The 18,340-nt window shown below is 63.3% G+C and carries 18 protein-coding genes and 1 pseudogene; 8 read left to right on the plus strand and 11 right to left on the minus strand.

Translation table 11 applies throughout. The features are described from left to right. Positions 1-238 precede the first annotated feature (238 nt). Positions 239-685, plus strand: a complete 447-nt coding sequence (locus tag AC3WON_RS28680; RefSeq protein ID WP_492321542.1) for a GNAT family N-acetyltransferase — start codon at positions 239-241, stop codon at positions 683-685. Here the strand turns inward: AC3WON_RS28680 and AC3WON_RS28685 are convergent. The 5 genes and pseudogenes from AC3WON_RS28685 to AC3WON_RS28705 all read right to left on the minus strand — a co-directional run. After that, positions 666-871 (minus strand): annotated as a pseudogene (locus AC3WON_RS28685) (transposase); the annotation flags it as partial. The gene AC3WON_RS28680 and the pseudogene AC3WON_RS28685 sit on opposite strands and share 20 nt — an antisense overlap. A gap of 126 nt (positions 872-997) precedes the next feature. Then, positions 998-1,849 carry a TauD/TfdA dioxygenase family protein gene (locus AC3WON_RS28690; RefSeq protein ID WP_492353255.1) on the minus strand — a complete coding sequence of 284 codons (852 nt, stop codon included), beginning with the start codon at positions 1,847-1,849 and terminating at the stop codon, positions 998-1,000. 60 nt (positions 1,850-1,909) lie between these two features. After that, positions 1,910-2,785 (minus strand): TauD/TfdA dioxygenase family protein, encoded by an 876-nt coding sequence (locus tag AC3WON_RS28695; RefSeq protein ID WP_492321526.1) that lies wholly within the window; start codon positions 2,783-2,785, stop codon positions 1,910-1,912. A 44-nt stretch (positions 2,786-2,829) separates the two neighbouring features. Further along, the gene (locus tag AC3WON_RS28700) at positions 2,830-3,345 is read right to left on the minus strand and encodes a tripartite tricarboxylate transporter substrate-binding protein (RefSeq protein ID WP_492353267.1); all 516 of its coding nucleotides are present in this window, start codon (positions 3,343-3,345) and stop codon (positions 2,830-2,832) included. 303 nt (positions 3,346-3,648) lie between these two features. Continuing rightward, positions 3,649-4,431, minus strand: a complete 783-nt coding sequence (locus AC3WON_RS28705) for a GntR family transcriptional regulator (RefSeq protein WP_492353256.1) — start codon at positions 4,429-4,431, stop codon at positions 3,649-3,651. Positions 4,432-4,527: 96 nt separating this feature from the next. Here AC3WON_RS28705 and AC3WON_RS28710 point away from each other — a divergent pair, with 96 nt between their 5' ends. The 4 genes from AC3WON_RS28710 (at position 4,528) to AC3WON_RS28725 (ending at position 8,604) form a co-directional block, all read left to right on the plus strand. Continuing rightward, positions 4,528-5,310, plus strand: a complete 783-nt coding sequence (locus AC3WON_RS28710; protein ID WP_492353257.1) for an SDR family oxidoreductase — start codon at positions 4,528-4,530, stop codon at positions 5,308-5,310. A 74-nt stretch (positions 5,311-5,384) separates the two neighbouring features. Beyond that, positions 5,385-6,317 carry a 3,5-dioxohexanoate:acetyl-CoA acetone transferase gene (kce, locus tag AC3WON_RS28715; RefSeq protein ID WP_492353258.1) on the plus strand — a complete coding sequence of 311 codons (933 nt, stop codon included), beginning with the start codon at positions 5,385-5,387 and terminating at the stop codon, positions 6,315-6,317. A gap of 123 nt (positions 6,318-6,440) precedes the next feature. Beyond that, a complete protein-coding gene (locus AC3WON_RS28720) occupies positions 6,441-7,748 on the plus strand; it encodes an MFS transporter (RefSeq protein ID WP_492353259.1) in 1,308 nt (435 codons plus the stop codon). A 289-nt stretch (positions 7,749-8,037) separates the two neighbouring features. After that, positions 8,038-8,604, plus strand: coding sequence for a hypothetical protein (locus AC3WON_RS28725; protein ID WP_492353260.1), 567 nt, complete (start codon positions 8,038-8,040; stop codon positions 8,602-8,604). Positions 8,605-8,836: 232 nt separating this feature from the next. Here the strand turns inward: AC3WON_RS28725 and AC3WON_RS28730 are convergent, their stop codons facing one another. Continuing rightward, positions 8,837-9,841: an alpha/beta hydrolase family protein gene (locus AC3WON_RS28730; protein ID WP_492353261.1), complete on the minus strand. Its 1,005-nt coding sequence runs from the start codon at positions 9,839-9,841 to the stop codon at positions 8,837-8,839. Next, the gene (locus tag AC3WON_RS28735; RefSeq protein ID WP_492353262.1) at positions 9,831-11,222 is read right to left on the minus strand and encodes a 2-hydroxycarboxylate transporter family protein; all 1,392 of its coding nucleotides are present in this window, start codon (positions 11,220-11,222) and stop codon (positions 9,831-9,833) included. The genes AC3WON_RS28730 and AC3WON_RS28735 overlap by 11 nt, the downstream gene beginning before the upstream one ends. 118 nt (positions 11,223-11,340) lie before the next feature. On the opposite strand from AC3WON_RS28735, the gene AC3WON_RS28740 reads away from it, so the two are divergent. After that, a complete protein-coding gene (locus AC3WON_RS28740) occupies positions 11,341-12,285 on the plus strand; it encodes a LysR family transcriptional regulator (protein ID WP_492353263.1) in 945 nt (314 codons plus the stop codon). Positions 12,286-12,456: 171 nt separating this feature from the next. Here the strand turns inward: AC3WON_RS28740 and AC3WON_RS28745 are convergent, their stop codons facing one another. The 3 genes from AC3WON_RS28745 to AC3WON_RS28755 all read right to left on the minus strand — a co-directional run bounded on the left by AC3WON_RS28745 (position 12,457) and on the right by AC3WON_RS28755 (position 13,870). Further along, positions 12,457-12,993: a hypothetical protein gene (locus AC3WON_RS28745; RefSeq protein WP_492353264.1), complete on the minus strand. Its 537-nt coding sequence runs from the start codon at positions 12,991-12,993 to the stop codon at positions 12,457-12,459. 111 nt (positions 12,994-13,104) lie between these two features. Beyond that, positions 13,105-13,368 (minus strand): hypothetical protein, encoded by a 264-nt coding sequence (locus AC3WON_RS28750; RefSeq protein WP_492321535.1) that lies wholly within the window; start codon positions 13,366-13,368, stop codon positions 13,105-13,107. Between the two features lie 76 nt (positions 13,369-13,444). Then, complete coding sequence (locus tag AC3WON_RS28755; RefSeq protein ID WP_492353265.1) at positions 13,445-13,870, minus strand: hypothetical protein; 426 nt, start codon at positions 13,868-13,870, stop codon at positions 13,445-13,447. Between the two features lie 222 nt (positions 13,871-14,092). On the opposite strand from AC3WON_RS28755, the gene AC3WON_RS28760 reads away from it, so the two are divergent. After that, positions 14,093-14,881, plus strand: coding sequence for a YdcF family protein (locus AC3WON_RS28760; RefSeq protein WP_492353268.1), 789 nt, complete (start codon positions 14,093-14,095; stop codon positions 14,879-14,881). Positions 14,882-15,384: 503 nt separating this feature from the next. Further along, positions 15,385-18,027, plus strand: a complete 2,643-nt coding sequence (locus tag AC3WON_RS28765; protein WP_492353266.1) for a bifunctional diguanylate cyclase/phosphodiesterase — start codon at positions 15,385-15,387, stop codon at positions 18,025-18,027. Positions 18,028-18,129: 102 nt separating this feature from the next. Here AC3WON_RS28765 and AC3WON_RS28770 read toward each other — a convergent pair. Continuing rightward, positions 18,130-18,340 (minus strand): DUF1484 family protein (locus AC3WON_RS28770; protein ID WP_492299156.1); only part of this gene is annotated, 211 nt, incomplete at its 5' end.

Consider the following 18,340-nt stretch of genomic DNA (forward strand, 5'->3'; position numbering starts at 1 on the left):
GTGATGGGGGTGATTTCGCTGGCGGTGGGGGTGGTTAATGCGGCTTGTTTGACTTGAGGTGATCTTGGGCCGAGGATCGCGAGGTTCCATTAGCAACCACATGACCAGACCAATGCCCGATCGCCCGCATCAGGAAGACCTGACCATCCGACTTGCCACCCAAGCCGATGCGGCTGCGATTTCGGCGGTTCATGCGCTTTGCTGGCATCAAGCATATGGCGAGCTGCTTCCCAAAGATATGCTTGCGAATGTGACAGCGGAAAGCCGGCTGCCAGCCAGGTATCGCATTCTCGCGGACCCATCGGTAGCCTGTTTCGTCGCGACCAGTGAGGCTGAAGTCGTCGGCTTTTCCGATTGCGGACCATGTCGCGAAGCAGAGCAGGAATGTCGGGGAGAGGTCTACGCCCTCTACGTACTGCAGGCGTTTCATGACAAGCGTGTCGGACTGAGGCTTCTGTCGTGCTGCGCGTCAGCCTTGTTGAGGCGAGGTTCCAGTTCGATGCGCCTGTGGTCACTCGAGGAAAATGCACGGGCGCGCAAGTTCTACGAACGTGCCGGCGGACGACTGCTAGACCGGCGCGTCTCGACCCGGGGCTCAGTGGTACTGACTGAAGTGGAATATCACTGGGACCTCATTGGCATGAAGCGGCTCGCAGCGCTCAAGTGGCATTTGTTGTGTAAATGATCTTGCGGATCGCCGGCGGAAAGGCAAAGAGCGGGATCACCTGATCCCAGACGCGACGTTAGGACGCGGCGATCGGGGAGTAGTCCTTACCCCTTTGTCTTGGTCGAAGGCCTCCAGCTCGGCCAGCGCAGCCTCCGCACTGGGGGCCGCATACACGGGCTTGTGCGCCGCCGCCACGGCGCGGCGCCCCTAGCCGCCGGGCGCCTGGCGCCCGGCTGGGAGCCGGGATACCGGCTGGCTTCGCCGCACCCGGACTGAGGCAAGTCATACAGTCGCCGTCATCCCGTCGGCCCCCAACGTCCGCCCGGAGCGTCAGCCGGCGCGATCGCCGCGCTCCTCCACAGTAATCCGATGCAACAGGCGATCGTACCCATCATAGCCACCAGTCGCCGCATGGTTCACGCAGCGGTTATCCCAAACGACAAGCATCCCCTGCGACCACCGATGGCGATACACAAACTCCGGCCTGGCCTGGTGTTCAAACAGCGCACGCAGGATCGGCGCCGCCTCCTCATCGCTCATGCCATCGATGCCGATCGTATAACCCATGCTGACGAACAACGCAGTGCGCCCGGTTTCGGGATGCTTGCGCGCAATGGGATGTAGCTGCGTTGCCAGCGCACTATCCGAATAGCGGATAACCATCGAGCGCCCCTTGTCCTTCTCACCATACGCGCCCTGCCGCGAATAGCCGCGCCGCGCGGAATGGACCCCTTGCCTTCCGGCCACCAGTGATTTCAGTTCCTCCGGCAGCGCGTCCCAGGCGGCGTACTGGTCGGCGAACAGCGTGTCACCACCCACTGGCGGAATGACATTGCCGTATAGCACCGTAGCCGCCGGTGGCTGCGCCAGGAAGCTCCAGTCCGAGTGCCAGGACTCGGCAAAGATCGGCGTGCGCTCGTTGGCATCGCGCCGAACTTGCGCGACATGGGGATGGCCAGGGATGGCGGTGAAATAGGGATCGCTGCCGAGCGGGCCGATCGTTGACGCGAAGCGTTCGATGTCCTCGATGGCCAGGTCCTGGTCGGTAAAGGCAAGGACCTTGTGCTCAAGCCAGTGCCGGCGAATTTCTGCGACTTGCGCATCGGTCAGTGCCTGCTTCAGGTCCAGGCCCCTGACCAGCGCACCGCAGGGGGCCTCCTGCGGCAAAACTTGCATTGCCATTGCGTCTCCTTGATGTGCGTAAGGGAGCGAGTGGGGCGCACCAGGCGAACAGCGGCGCGCTCAGGCTGCCACGCCGACCGGGCGGTCGCCGGCGATGGTTGTGCGATGCAGCTCGCGGTCAAAGCCGTCATAGTCGTTCATCGCCAGATGCTGCGTGCAGCGGTTGTCCCACACGGCCAGCGCGCCGCGGGTCCAGCGGAAGCGGCAGGTGAATTCGGGGCGGGCGGCGTGGGCGTAGAGGTATTGCAGCAGCGGCGCGCTTTCTTCTTCGGTCATGCCCTCGAAGCGCATGGTGTAGGTGCTGTTGACGTACAGCGCCTTCCTGCCCGTGGCGGGATGCACGCGCACCACCGGATGGAGGACCTCGCTGTTGGCGCGGTCGTCGGTACGCACGTCCATCTTGTGGGCGGGGTCGCCGTTGTTGACCACGGCGCCCCTGGCGCCATAGGAACGCACGGGGCTATGCACCGCGCGCAACTTGTCGATCACCAGCTTTAGCCCATCGGAAAGCGCGTCGTACGCGTGATACATGCTGGCCCACATGGTGTCGCCACCGTAGGGCGGAATCACGCGCGCATACAAGGCAGACCCCAGCGGCGGGATTTCTGCATAGCTCATGTCCGTGTGCCAGGCACCGCCGAAGTTGCGTTTGGTTTGCTCTGCCTTGCCCTTCATCACCGGCAGGATTTCAGCGTGGCCTTCCAGCGCGCGGACGAACGGCACTTCCAGCAAATCGCCGAAGCGGGCGCTGAACGCCTTGTGCTGGTCCGGCGTCAACTGCTGGTCGCGAAAGAAGATGACCTGATGGTTGTGCAGCGCCGAGCGGATCTCTGCGAACGTCTCGTCCGGCACCGGCTGGGACAGGTCTACCCCACTGATCTCCGCACCGAGGGCGCCCGCGATGGGCTGGACATCGATGAAACGGTATTGCGACATGGCTTGCGTTCTCCTTGCTTAAAGCGTGTTAGCGACTGCGTGGGTTACTGGACGGTGATGTGGGCGCTGCGCACCAGCGCGCGCCACTTCTGCGTTTCCGCATCGATAAAGACGCCGAACGCCTCCGGCCCGGCGCCGGAGATGACGCCGCCCATCTCATCGATCTTCTTGCGGACGTCGGGCATCTTCAGCACCGCTTCCAGCTCTGAATCCAGCCGGGCAACGATGGGCTTGGGCGTTGCTGCGGGCACCAGCACGCCGAACCAGCCTGCAATCTCATAGCCGCGCAGGCCGGCTTCCGCCATGGTGGGCACATCGGGCAGCAGCGGCGAACGCTGGGCCCCGGTGATCGCCAGCGCGCGCAGCTTGCCGGACTTCACCAGTTGCAGCGCCGACGGCATGTTGTCGAACATCACCGGAACATGGCCCGCCACGGTGTCGTTCAGCCCCGGCGCGCTGCCTTTGTAGGGAACGTGGGTCATGCGCACGCCGGCGGTGCTGGCAAACAGCTCGCCCGCCAGGTGCAGCGAGGTGCCGGCGCCCGGCGTTGCATAGGTCAGGGGGCGAGGCTACGCCTGCGCGGATCAGGGAGGAGATGGTGCCGGCGCTGCAGCGCGCTGCGGGGAATGTTAGCCGGATGATTGGGTTGGCGCCGGCTTGAGGGGCGGGAATGCAGGCATCGATCACGATGGCCTGAATGCATGACAGCTAACGGCTACGGCTACCTCTGTACTACCACGGTCGGCGCTTCCCGGCCGACGCCACCGCGAACAGCAGCATCGAGGGGGGATGGCTCGCTTCCTAGCGGCATCGATTTCAGCCCCCATTCAATGCCTTGACCTTCTTCAAGTCTTCCGCGCTGATCAGCCCTTCACCTCCGCACGCCCCGCCTTCACAGCCCGCTTCACGGGCACCAGCGTGGCCGCCGCATCCTCGGCCCTCTCCGTGTTGACCAACACCCCCGCCGAGACAATATAGGCCGCCGCGCTCTCGATATCCCCGCGCAGCGCCGCACATGCCGCCGCGCTGTCATGCCTGCGCAGCGCTTCGATCAGATTGTCGTGATGCTTGACCGCGACGCGCTCTTCCACGCGGCGCGATCCGGAGCGAAGGTCGTGGTTAAGGATCGGGCCGATGCGCAACCACTGCGACTCGATCATCTGCAGCAGGATCGGCATGCGCGCCGCCGCGTACACGGCAAAGTGAAAGGCCTGGTTCGCGGCGATGACATCCGCGCCGTCGGGATTGCGCTTCGACATCTCGTCGGCAAACCGGCGGTGCAGTGCCTGTACCTGCATCAGTTCCTCATCACTGATGCGCTCTGCCGCGGTCGCGGTGGCGAGCCCTTCCAGTTCGATCCGGATCTTGGTGATTTCCTCGAACTGGCTGACGCTCATCCTCGGTACCCGCAGTGCACGGTTTGGCGTGAGCTCAAGCGCCTGCTCGGCAACCAGGCGATGCACCGCTTCCCGCACCGGCATGACGCTGACGCCCAGTGCGGCAGCAATGTTGCGCAGGGAAATCTGCTCGCCCGGCATCATCTGGCCGCTGATCAGCAGGTCTCGCAGCTGCGTGTAGACGTCGCGGCTGAGGGTCTGGCGGACAAGGGGCGTCACAAGGTCATTCAGGGTCATGCCGCGAAGCATAGCACATAGGGTTATTCTCTATATTTGATCTGTGATCACAGTTTTAATCTTCGTCCGGAAGGCAGGCATCGGCCTGTTCCCAGGAGGATTGGAATCATGTGGAAGGATGAATCGCTCACCGGCAAACGCGTGCTGGTGACCGCTGGCGCGGACGGAATTGGCCTGGAGATCACACGGGCCTTGGTGGAGGCGGGCGCCCGCGTTGCGGTTTGCGACGTGGCTGGCGACAGCCTCGAACGTGTCTGCGCCGAGTTGCCCGGCGTGGTGGCAGTCAGGGCCGATGTGTCGAAGGAAAGCGACGTCGAGTCGCTGTTCCAGGCAGTGGATGGCGCCTTTGGCGGCCTGGATGTGCTGGTCAACAATGCCGGGGTTGCCGGCCCGACTGGCGGTGTCGAAACCCTGTCGCTGGCCGACTGGGAGCGCACGCTTGCCGTCAACCTCACCGGCCAGTTCCTGTGCGCCCGCGCGGCGGTGCCGCGCCTGCGGCAGGGGCGCTCGCCGTCGATCGTCAACCTGTCCTCCGCTGCCGGGCATCTCGGCATGCCGGGCCGTTCCGCCTACTCCGCGTCGAAATGGGCCGTGGTGGGCTTTACCAAATCGCTGGCGCTGGAACTGGGCGCGGATGGGATCCGTGTGAACACGGTGCTGCCCGGTGCGGTCGACGGCCCGCGCATCCGCGCAGTCATTGCCGCGAAGGCCGAGTCGCTCGGCAAGCCGCTTGAGGAAGTCACGCGCAGCTACACGTCGCAGGCGGCACTGGGCCGCATGGTGACGATGCGCGACATCGCCAACATGGTGCGCTTCCTCTGCAGCGACCAGGCGGCCAATGTGCACGGCCAGGAAATGGTCGTGGACGGCCTGACCCAGGCGCTCAGCTAGCGCGACCAGCGCATTCCGGGGGCCGCCGGACATCCGCGGCCCGCAGCCAGATAACACCCGACCAAGGAATCACCATGGCCAAGCGAGCCAAAGCCATCATCACCTGCGCCCCGACCGGCGCCATCCACACGCCCAGCATGTCGCCCCACCTGCCGGTGAGCGCCGACGAGATCGCACAAGCCGCCATCGACGCGGCGCGCGCAGGGGCCGCCATCCTGCACCTGCACGCCCGCGACCCGAAGGACGGACGCCCGTCGCAGGACCCGGAGCTGTTCCGCCCGTTCCTGGCCAGGATCAGCGCCGAGACCGACGCCGTGATCAATATCACCACCGGCGGCAGTCCGCACATGACGGTGGAAGAGCGCATGTTGCCGGCCACGACCTTCAAGCCGGAACTGGCCTCCCTGAACATGGGCTCGATGAACTTCGGCCTGTTCCCGATGCTCGACCGCTTCAAGGAATTCCAGCACGACTGGGAGCGCGAACACCTGGAGAACAGCCGCAACCTGATCTTCAAGAACACCTACCAGGACATCGAGAACATCCTGCGCATCGGCAATGCCAACGGCACGCGCTTCGAATTCGAGTGCTATGACATCAGCCATCTGTACAACCTGCGGCACTTCCTTGACCGTGGCCTGGTCAGTGGCCCGGTGTTCATCCAGTCCGTCTTCGGCATCCTGGGCGGCATTGGCCCCGATCCCGAGGACCTGATGCACATGCACCGCACCGCCCGGCGCCTGTTCGGCGATCAGTTCCGCTGGTCGATCCTGGGCGCCGGCCGCGGCCAGCTTCCGCTGGCGACCATCGGCGCGGCCATGGGCGCCAGCGTGCGCGTTGGCCTGGAGGACTCACTCTGGATCGGTCCGGGCCAGCTGGCGGCATCGAGCGCCGAGCAGGTCACGCGCATCCGGACCGTGCTTGAAGCGCTGAACATCGACGTGGCCACGCCGGACGAAGCCCGCGACATCCTCGCCCTCAAGGGCGCGGCAGGCACCGCGTTCTGAACCGGCGGGGCCGCCACGGCCCGGCCCCGCCCAACCATCGAACACTGAAGACATCAACCAGGCAGAACGGCTGACGCGCGGCCCCAGGGCGTGGCGCCATATCCGCCGATGGAGACTACGCACATGCAGACCGTACCCGCCTCGGGCGCGCCGCCGCTGGCCGCGCCGACAGACCGCCCGCTGACCGCACTACTGTTCCGCAAGCTCATGCCCTTGCTGGTGCTGTCCTATGTGATCAGCTTTCTCGATCGCACGAACATTGCACTCGCCAAGACCCATATCGCGGTCGACCTGAACATCTCGGCCGCGGCCTACGGCCTGGGCGCGGGTCTGTTCTTCCTCAGCTATGCCTTGCTGGAAATCCCGAGCAACCTGATCATGCATCGGGTCGGGGCGCGCTTCTGGATCACACGCATCATGGTGACGTGGGGCCTGCTGTCCGCGGCGATGGCCTTTGTCCAGGGCGAGACCTCCTTCTACATCATGCGCGTGCTGCTGGGCGCGGCCGAGGCAGGGCTATTTCCCGGCGTGATGCTCTATCTCACGTACTGGTTCGGCCGCGAGGATCGCGCGCGGGCAGTGGGCTACTTCCTGCTCGGCGTCTGCATCGCCAACATCGTCAGCGGCCCGCTGGGCGGCGCGCTGCTGGGCATGGATGGCATGTGGGGCTTCAAGGGCTGGCAATGGATGTTCGTGCTGGAAGGCCTGCCCGCGGTGTTCCTGGCCGCGGTGGTCTGGAAGAAGCTGCCCGACGGTCCGGACAGCGCGCCATGGCTGACGCCAGCCCAGGCGCAGGAAGTCCGCAGCCGGCTGGCCGCGGAAGCCGCCGATGCCAGCGCCGGCAAAGGTGGCCACTCGTTCCTGGGCGCCATGCGTGATCCGCAGGTCTGGCTGGCGATCTTCATCTACTTCTGCCATCAGATCTCGATCTACACGGTGATCTTCTTCCTGCCGGGCATCATCGGCACCTACGGCAAGCTCACGCCCGTGGAAATCGGGCTGCTCAATTCCCTGCCCTGGATAGCCGCCGCCATCGGGGCCGCATGGCTGCCCCGACATGCCAACACCCCACGGCGCGGCCGCCGCCTGCTCTGCCTGGGGCTGGTGGTGATGGCAGCCGGCCTGCTGATTGCCGCCTTCGCCGGCCCGGTGATGGCGCTAGTCGGCTTCTCGCTGACCGCGCTGATGTTTTTCGTGGTGCAGTCGATCGTCTTCCTGTTCCCGTCGTCTCGCCTGAAGGGGGTGGCGCTGGCGGGCGGACTGGCCCTTATCAATACCTGCGGACTGGTGGGCGGGTTCATCGGACCGTCGGTGATGGGCATCATCGAACAGGCGACTGGCAGTACGCGCAATGGTCTGGTGATCATGGCGGGCTTGTTGCTGGTTGCCTGCGCGGTGGCTCCGTTTCTGCGGCAGGGGCAGGAACGCTGACGGGCTGTAAAGCGGTCTGGGCAGACCCGCTGCCTGTCATGTCATTGGCTGTAATGCCGCTCAGTTAAGACATCAACCCGCGCATACCCGAAGGGCACGTGGGCGGGAATCCAGCGTCTTTCACGTCCCCTTGGGGGATGAAGTGCACGGACAACAAAAGTATCTCAATCACATTCCGACTGCACTGATTGATTTCCGCAGTTTTTTGCGGACAAATGGAAAGGCGCAGGTCCGCGCACAGCTGGGCTACACGCCCAGCCCATAAATACGCCATGATTCGTTTTCGAAGATGAGTTTCCTTGAGTCTGAAATCCGGGATAACAGCATCCTACGCAGAGACCTTGAAGAACTGGTAAGAGAGCGTTTTGGATACACGCTCAATCGACCGGATTCTCCGCGCGATATCGTCAAGCTGCTCCGGCTCGACGAGTTGGAGCGCGAAATTCACTGGCGCAGGGCCAAGCTGTTCTTCGATGGCAGATCCCTTCAATGGATTGAGAGCGGCGAAGTACTTTGTACTATGCCAAAGACATGGAACCGGAAGTTCGCTATTAGGGCTGCCGCAGCCAGCATCCTCGGACTCTTTGCCGTGCTGATGCTGGTAGAGATATGGGGCGCCTGGACAGCCCCTGAAGAGTATCCATTCCGCAGCCAAGGACCCGCTGCGGCAATGTGGGCGTATCAATCACAGACGAACTATCTGCTATCGTGCATCGCCTTCTTGCTCGGGTGCTCACTTGCAATTTGGGCGTTGCTTGCGCAGACGCGCAGCACTTTGCTACGTTGGCTGTGTGGGCTGCCGGTGCTCATCACCTGGGCATTGATGGCATTCGACGGCACTCGACTCGACCTCTAACCGGTCACTGGCAAGCATGGCGCACAAGATCGTGGCCGCCTCTTCATCACGCATGCCATCGCTCCACCTTCGATATAACGCCTGGCTCCGTGAGTATTTCGCGGCGATTAGCGGGTGGGTGTTGAAGGAGTATTGAAGCTCCGATGGACACCGGCTGATGGCCAAAGAGCACACTAAGAGTCAGGTCCGAACACGCGACATCGAGCATGGGCTTCGCGCATCGCTTGCGCACTCAGCCGGACATGCCGCCTTCCACCGCACCGCCGATCCATTCGTGGACGAGCCCGGCAATAAGCAAGTTGTTGTCGTCCATCATCGGCAGATGCGAATTCCCGCGGATACCCATGGCGGGCAAGTCAAATTCAGTAACTCCCGCCCCCGCTTGCTGCACGGCCGACAACCACTCGTCTACCTGCCGGCGATATATCGTCCATAACGAGTTCTGCGGAATATAGTCTCCCCACAACACACAGTGAGGAATGCCGCGCAGTCGGCTTGCATCCTCCACTGCTGTCGATGGCGCACCGGCGGGTTCAACGAGGATCAGTCCCTTTACCAGTTCAGGCACCGACAGCGCGGCATGCTGAGCCAGGCGTGCGCCTTCGCTGTGCGCGAGGATCGTGCACGGGCCAACCCGTCGTATCAGTTCCACATAGGCCTCCAACGCCATGTCGCCTGTGCTGGTCCATCGCGCCACGAACTGCTTGCCCAGCTCGTCCAGCGCGTGTACCGGAAACCGCTGTCCCTGGAAGGCCTGGCGCATCCCATTCGCAGCGTCATATCCGTCCACCGGACCAAAGCGAAAGATGTCCCACGCCTGCTCCAGCGTTCGGTGCTCCGGCATTTCCGAAACCAGGCAGGCGGGCGCCCAGGAAGCCCTGCCACGCTCCACCGCGTCGCTCACAAAGGTGTCGTATCCCTTGCGCATGAAATAGTCATGCCAACCCGGACGACCATCCGGTGTGCATTCCCAGGTGGCACCGGTCATGCCGCCGCCATGCCACATCAGCAGCGGATACCTGGCCGTGGGCGCTGCCAGGGCGAATTGCTGGACATAGAGCTGTCCCACCTGATAACGCCCGTTCGGGTTGGAGACGCGCGGCTGGACGCCCGGTACCGTGGCAAGCTGCCGATGCGGCAGGTCGGCCACGTCGACTGGCCGTCCGCCGACATGAAAGCCGCGCACTGCCCTGAGCGCGATGGGCCTTGTTGCATCGATCGGGAAATCAGTAGACATGGCGAATCGCAATCAGAGCCAACGTTACGGTAATGGCGCCGCCGATGCGGGTCGCAATCTGCGCAAACGGCATCAGCTGCATCCGGTTCGCCGCGGTGAGAATGGCGATGTCTCCGGCGCCTCCCTGGCCGCTGTGGCAACCGGTCACGACCGCCACATCGATGGGATACATAGCCACGAAGCGCGCCACAAAGAACCCGCTGGCAATCATCGACGCGACCGTGGCAAACACCGTGACGACGGTCGGCACCGTGAACGCGCTCACAAACTCCTGCCACGGCGTCAGCGCGACGCCCAGGGCAAAAAGCAGCGGCCAGGTAACGATGCCGGAGAAAAACTGATACACGCCCTTTCCGCCTTGCTCCAGCGCGGGCGAGATGGCACGACCAAGCTTGGCCGCGACGATCAGGAACAGCATGGTGATCGGCGCCGGAAACGCCAGAACCCCCTGGACCAACACGCCGATCAGATAGAACACGACGATGGTCACCATGGCTCCGGCAAGGCTGACCGGATCGAACGCCGGAGCCGTTGCGGACGTCGCCTTCTCGCTCGCCTTAGTTTGCGGGCCCCGCTGCAGCACACCTTCTCCTGTGAGATGCGGAAAGCGTTTGCCCAGTACATTGAGCAGTCCGCACAGCAACACTGCCGTAAAGCTGCCGAGCATGACCACCGGAATGATCTGCGCAAACAACTCCGATTGTGGCTGTCCGGTAATCATCGCGTAACCCATGGAAAGCGGGATCGCACCTTCGCCAAGTCCGCCGGCCATGATGGGAACGACGACAAAAAAGAATGCCCGGTAGGCATCCAGCCCCATCGCCATGCCGGTCAGTGTCCCGACCGCACCCGCGACGACCGAGCTGACTGTCAGCGGCACAAAGATCTTCAGGAAGCCACCGAGAAGCACCTCCCGGTCCATGCTCACAATACTGCCGACAACGATGGCCGCGACATAGAGGTAAAGGAAGTTGGATGCCTTGACGAACGCCTTGATCGATAGCGCAAGCGAAGGCGGAATCAGGCCGTAATGGGTCATCGCCGATGGCACCACAAACGCAAGAATCGCGGCGCCGCCCATCAGGCTGAGCATCGGCACACGGCGACCGAGCTCCATGAAGAAGAACCCACCCAGCGACAATACGGCGATCGCCATCGTGAGATCCGATGGCACGTTGCCAATGGTGGCGAACCACACCACGATCGGCAGCAGCGCGAGATATACCGGCAACGGTACAACGCCAATTCGGCGATCCAGCAGGCGCCACCATTGCGCACGCAGCGCAGACGTGGGTGCCACGCGCGGCTCGGCCGCAGAGACCGGTGAGATCTCTGCGGCTGACTGGGAAAGATGATCTGGTAGCACGATGTCCTCCTCCATCTGTTCATGAACTCGGCCGCATGACGTAGCGGCTTCTGGGTCCGTAGTCTGTGGCGCATCATCAGTGCCGTCCAATATCTGTTTTGTTGGAGGGCATAAGTTCGTACTATGGCAACCTATGCAGAACGCCCGAAAACTGGACATCCCTCGCCTGATCGCCTTTATCGCAATTTGCGAAGAGGGCAGCATCACGGCCGCCGCGCGCAGGCTCGGGATCGCCCAGCCGGCATTGACCGTCACCGTGAGCAGGCTGGAGGATGTGCTGGGGACGGTGTTGCTGACGCGAGGCATTCGCGGGGTCACGCCGACCGAAGCGGGACAACGCCTGCTGAGGCGCGCGTACGAGATCGTGAATCTCGTCGAGTCCACGTTCCAGGAGCTGCAGCAGTGCACCGCCGACCCTGGCGGCGACGTTTCCCTGGGTCTGCCTTCCTCATCCGCCGCCGTACTCGCCCTGCCTCTGGTCGAACGCATCTCCATGCGCTACCCGAAAATTCGCCTGCGCCTGGTAGAAACGTTCTCCGGCTACCTGTGGAATTGGCTATCAGAAGGACAGCTTGATCTGGCGGTGGTGTTTGACCGGACCGCGACGCCGGAAGTGCAATGCGAGCCCATCGCCAGCGAGGACATGCAACTGGTAGGCCGGCCAGGGTCGCTACCAGACACAAGCACGGTGCAGGCAAGCACATTGGACAGGTATCCCCTCGTGATGCCGTCGCGTCTGCACGCCATTCGGTCAACCCTGGAAGCCCATGCCGCGCGGGCGAACGTGTCGCTCGACGTTCGCGTTGAAATAGACGCCGGCCAACGGCTGATACGACTGGTGGAAACCGGTCGCATGTTCAGCGTTCTCGCCAGGAGTGCTGTGACACGGGAGATTCAGCAAGGGACGCTGGCGGCCTGCATGATCGACCCACCTATTGCGCGCGCCGTATGCCTGGGACAGCGGCGCGCACGCATGGCAGACCCGGCGGTCTGCGCCGTTGTCACGGAATTGGTTGCGGAGGCCAAAACCTTGATAGATACCGGCATTTGGAAGACCGCCGGAGCGGGCAATCCCTGATGCGCCGCCGTGAATGGCGGGCCTGGGATAGTGCGAATGCAGCCTCTCATTGCATCCATAACTATCCATAACCACCCATAAAGCAGCGCTGTACCCCATGTACGGCGGCCTGCAGGCAACGGCCGGCGCCGCCATGAACAGCAGCATCGCGAAAGTGATGCCTCGGTTTCATCATGGCATCTGTTTCGGCCCCTCACTGAATGCCTTGAACTTCTTCACGTCTGCCACCTTGTAGAACAGCCTCAAGGTAGCGTTCTTCGACGGTAGGATTCGGCCCACGAAGGCTGACCTCACGAAAGCGGCGCTGCCGTTGCCATTGCTTTCCATCACGCACACATACCGGCGCCCGTGCTCACGTAGCACTGCATAAGCGGCAAGGCTCGGTTCCTCAACTCTCGTGGGCTGAAGCTTTCGCACAGCAACCGCTCGCTTGATGAATCCGCGACGCGGCCCGACGAAGATGTAGTCGTTGCTTCCGCGCTTGCTGGTTGCATAGCCAATCCGAAGCTTGTTGCTGTCATCACCTCCAGGGGTAAACAGCTGGTAGCCAGACTCCGTAACCTCGTCTATCAGATTCGCATCCCCTTCAATTGGGCTGATCGAGATCGAAGTGTCAGACGATCTATCGAATAGTAGGCAACTGTCGATGATGGCCTCAGGCACCTGTTCCGCGTGAGCGGAAACCGAAAGCGCGAGGATGAGAGGCATTAGAGTAGTTCGTATCATTTGTATTCCTTGGCGCGAGTGACAATACGCCGGTCTTGGCCATAGCGCCAAAGGATCGTTCCGCCAGACATCTGCATGCCATAAGCTGGGTTTTCATTCGAACTCAATGAGCCGCTCATAGACCGTAATCACCACCATGACGACAAGTGGTGCAACACTTAGCCAGCGAAGCCGTCTCGGCACGCGGCGCAACCAGATCCCCATCATCGCGAGGCAACAAGCGGCGAGCGCAAGCCCTGCTGCAATCAGGTAGCGTCGCTGCGACTGGTACGCCCAGAGATTTGCCACCGGCCCCTCTGCGTCAAACGGATAGTGCTCGGGTGAATGCCATGCCTGCCAGGCGTCAATCGCGACCATTGCCATTACCGCCAGAAGCACGCCGGACGCCACCCACTTGATGCGCGAACGCGAGGTCAGAGTCCTTTGCACAGTCTTAGCCCTCACAGCAGACGTGCGGGCAACGGGGGTTGATTGAGATGCCTGCTTCATTGAAGAATCTTCCCTCCTCTTCAGAAGCGACATGCCCACTCGCGGTGGAACGTACTTCTGGCCTCTCGATGTCCTTCTTGTTGATTCCGAGGTGTTCAAGTAGGCCTGTCATTGAACGCGCCCGCGCTTCGGCAAGCTGGCGTGGAATACCGAGGATTTCGTTCTGACGCAGGTACATGTAGACGGTGTACCCGGCCGGAAAGGCGCGACGGGAATTGATGCGCCAGTCGGCAAGGCGCTTCACCTCCGCACCGGATAGCGTGGCTGAGCCGGGCTCGAATACAGCGCTGTACTCCAGATAGGGCGGTCGGCATGCATTGGCCGACGTAGTCGTGAACAACAGTACTCCGATCGCGATGAAGTGCTTCATCACGGCCTCCAGCCCGACGCCACGCACAGCTCCGGCAAATACCAAGATGTATCGAACTCTTGTTCGCGCGTCTCTAAGGCAATCCTTAAAGTTGCCCCTCTTCCGCACGCGGACGCCGGTACAATTTGCGCCGCATGTTGCTGGTCGCCGCGCGAGGTCAGCAACATGCATCGCTTCGCGTCACGGCGCTCTCCCAACAACTCAATGACTGCAATGCTGGAAATGAACACAAGCGCGCGCTGGCGCCGCATCGCCCTAGCGCTATGCGGCGCCGTGCTTCTCTCCGACGCCATCGCCTTGATGACCATTGGCCTGTTCAACTTCGGCATCGTCCTGCCAGGCTGCATCGGCGCGTCATTCCTGCTCCTGTCATGGCAATGGCCACGCGTAGCCCACTGGCGAGCAGCCAGCCGAAGCCGCCGGCAACTATGGCAAGCAGGATGGATCGCGTTCGCAGTGTGGCTGGCGACAGTGGCCGTGTTCTTCTACGACATCCACCGCAGCACCGAGGCCGTCATTCCGGAAAGCTCCCCAGTAAAGGCCATCATCATCCTCGGCTCCGGCACACCAAACTGCGTCGCCTCGCCAACGCTGGTTGCGCGGCTGGATCAGGGCTTGAAGCACGCTCAGCAGTGGCCACAGGCGAAGGTCGCGGTCAGTGGCGGACAGGATTTCGGGCTGCGCTGCCGGGAAGCGGACATCATGGCTGAGTATCTGATCGCCCGCGGTGTCGCAGCAGACAGGGTCATCCGGGAAGGGCGCAGCACCAGCACGGAGGAGAACCTGGCGTTCAGCCGGCGCTTGCTTGAAGAGCAGGGCGTCGCCGCCACCGATCCCATTGTGGTGGTGACCAGCGATTTCCATGTACAGCGGGCGGTGCGGATTGCCCGGAAGGCAGGATTCGGGAAGATCGCCGGAGTCGGGGCTGGAACGCCGCTCTACCTTCGGTATAACGCCTGGCTCCGTGAGTACTTCGCCGCGATCAGTGGATGGGTGTTGAGGGAGTATTGACTCCTGCGCAGCCCGCCCCCAAGACAATGTGGCGAGCAACTCGCGTCGAGATGGACAGACGCCAGCGCGAAGATGGCAGGCATCACCCCGCCGCCGGAATCGTCAATCTGCTCGATACTTTTTTCCGCGCCGGCAATCGCCAGTTCCGACAGTTCGACCACTTGCGCCGCGTGCGGTCCAGCGGGCCTCTGGCGCAACACGTCTGCCAGCGACATCAGGCTATCGCCGTATGCGCCCTGGCCCCGACAGCGGCGCCGGATTGTCTGTGGCGAAAAATGCCTTGGCCCCCTTTTGGGGGCGTCAATCAGGGCCGGAATGGCACATCGTCGCCCACGTGCCCACGAGTCGAGCGGGGCATGATCACGACGTGCCGCTTTCGGCACACGCCGGCCCGGCTCCGCGCGGTGAGCACGGGACTAGTGTGCGTGCAGCTTGTCGGGTTCGCTGACCTCGACTAGCCTGCTATCGATGTCGACTCTTCGCTGCGTTGCGATACCCATTTGATGCCAGAACGCTCGACCACCCGATATGGCAAGGCGCTGCAGCGCCTGCACCAGCTCTTCTCCCCGTTGAACCTGGCGGCGGCGGCGTGGCTGATTGCAACATGGGCGTTCGCGGCGTTTCAGCTTGTGAGCGAGCGGGACCGCTTGCTGCACGACGCGGCGGAGCGTACGCAGGCGCAGGCCCAGGCGTTCGGCGCGTACTCGAAATCCAGCATCCTGCGGCTGTCCGAGTTCCTCCTCGACCTGCGGGCCAGTTGGCTGGTCGGCCAGCCGGGATTCATCGACATGGTGCGTGAGCGGGAAAACCTGGTGGTGGACCTGTCGTTCCAGGTGTCGGTGATCGACAAGCATGGCCTGCTCATCTACTCGTCCATCGCCCCGCCCGTGCCCGGCCAGAAGGTCGACCTGAGCGGGCGCGAGCATTTCCGGGTCCATCAGAACGCGGGCGGGCGCGACATGCTGTTCATCAGCGACCCGGTGAAGGGCAAGGTCTCGCGCAAATGGTCGATCCAGTTCACGCGCCCCATCCTGCGCGCGGGCAGCTTCGACGGGGTCATCGTGGTCTCGGTCAGTCCGGAGCAGTTCGCCAGCTTTGCGCAGTCGTTCACAAACCGCGATGGCGAAGTGGCGTCGGTCATCAAGACTTCCGGCCAGGTCATTGCGCGCGTGCCGGCCATGGAGGGCACGCTGGCCAGGGCGGTCAGCAACAGGCCGTACCTCGCCAGCGGGTCGCCCCAGTCTGGTAGTTATCGGGCGGTGTCGGGCTCCGAAGGCGTGGAGCGGGTCTTCGGCTATTACCGTTTGCCGGAGTTCGGGCTCAATTTCGTGGTGGGCGAGTCGGTCGGCCTGGTGCTGGCGCCCTACGAGGTCTATCGCCGCGTTGCCCTGGCCGGTGCCATGGCTTCCACGCTGCTGCTTGGCCTGTTGTACTACAGCCTGCGCCGCTCCATGGGGGAGCGACGGCGCCATATGGAGGAGATGAAGCTGGCTTCGCTGGTCTATTCATCCAGCAGCGAGGCCATGGTGGTGACGTCGCTCGATGGCACCATCATCGACGTGAATCCGGCCTTTGCCGCCGCTACTGGCTATACCGCCAAGGAGGTCAAGGGCCGCCCGGGCTATATCGTCAGCGGGGCAGGCAATGCGGCAGGGCTGGTCGAGCGCCTGCGGACCACCGTGGCAGCCAAGGGCAGATGGAGCGGCGAATTCTCGATCCGCCGCAAGGACGGCAGCGAGTTTCCCGCCTACCTGACCGTGGATACCTACCTGGCCCACGCGTATGGCGAGCGCCGCCGCGTTGCGCTGATCCATGACATAACCGAGAAACGCCAGGCGGAGGAAGTCATCCGGCACCAGGCGAATTTCGATGCGCTCACGGATCTGCCCAACCGCCGCCTGTTCTTCGACCGGCTGAGGCAGGAGATCGAGCGTTCGCGCGGCACGCAGGATGTGCTGGCGCTGCTGTTCATCGACCTGGATCGCTTTAAAGAGGTGAACGATACCCTCGGGCACGATCAGGGCGACCTGTTGCTGCTGGAGGCGGCGCGGCGCATTGCGGCATCGGTGCGCGCGTCGGATACCGTGGCGCGGCTGGCCGGCGACGAGTTCACCGTGATCCTGCCCGCGGTGGGCGATGCCGGCGTTGCCGGGGACATTGCCGAGGCCATCCTGGAGCGGATTGCCGCGCCCTACCGCCTGGCCGGCGAGCTGGTGGTGGTGTCGGCCAGCATCGGCGTGGCGACCTGGCCCAAGGATGCCGACAACGCCGAGGCCCTGCTGGTGTGCGCCGACCAGGCGATGTTTGCCGCCAAGGAGGAGGGCCGCAATCGCTGGAAGGTCTTCACCCAGGCGCTGCTGCAGGCGGAGAGGGAGCGCCTGCGCATCACGCAGGACCTGCGCACGGCGCTGGCGTCCGGGCAGTTCGCGCTGCACTACCAGCCCATTGTCGATCTGAGCACGGGCAAGGTCTGCAAGGCCGAGGCCCTGATCCGCTGGGACCATCCGGTGCGCGGGCCGATCCGCCCGGCCGATTTCATTGCCGTTGCGGAGGAAACCGGCCTCATCATCGACATCGGCCGCTGGGTGCTGACGGAAGCGCTGGACCAGCTTGCGCGCTGGCAGGTGCTGCTGGGCAAGGGCTTCCAGATCTCGGTCAACAAATCACCAGTGGAGTTCTGCGCGCCTGCGAGCGGGCCCGAGTCCTGGTCCAGCATGATCGAGCGCAGGAACGTGCCAGTGGGCAGCCTCGTCATCGAGATCACCGAAGGCTCGCTGATGGAGCAGAACGCCGATGTCATGGACCAGCTCTCCCGCTTCCAGGCGGCCGGCATCGAGATCGCGCTAGACGACTTCGGCACCGGCTACTCGTCCTTGTCGTACCTGCGGCGCCTGGACATTGACTACATCAAGATCGACCAGTCCTTCGTCCGCTCGCTGACGCGGGGCCCGGACGACGTGGCCTTGTGCCGCGCCATCATCAGCATGGCGCATGCGCTGCGCATCCGCGTGATTGCCGAGGGCGTCGAGACCGAGTCGCAGCGCGACATCCTGCTGGCTGCCGGCTGCGACTACGGGCAAGGCCACCTCTTCTGTCCGCCGGTGGAGGCCAGCGCGTTCGAGGCCTATGTGAGCGCCGTGACTTGAATGCCACCGCACCAGAATGCGAACGGCGCGAGACCAGTTGGCTCGCGCCGTTTACTTCTCAGCGCTGCTCATCCGTTGGGCGGATAAGCAGGCTCTCCCTCGTCAGACCAGCGCCTGCAGGCGGTCGGCGGTGTCGACCAGCTGTTGCTTGAGCGGCAAAAGCAGGGCGTGGAGGCCGATGCCCTGGGGGATGGTGTCACTCTGCAACTCCAGCAAGGTCAGGAAGGACTGAAGGCCGGCGCTGACGCGCAGGATGTCGTCAGTGGCTTCGAGGATGTGGTCCTCGAGGGTGACGGCTTTGCTGGGCGGGGGC

Source organism: Cupriavidus sp. FW305-46 (genome assembly GCF_058787075.1).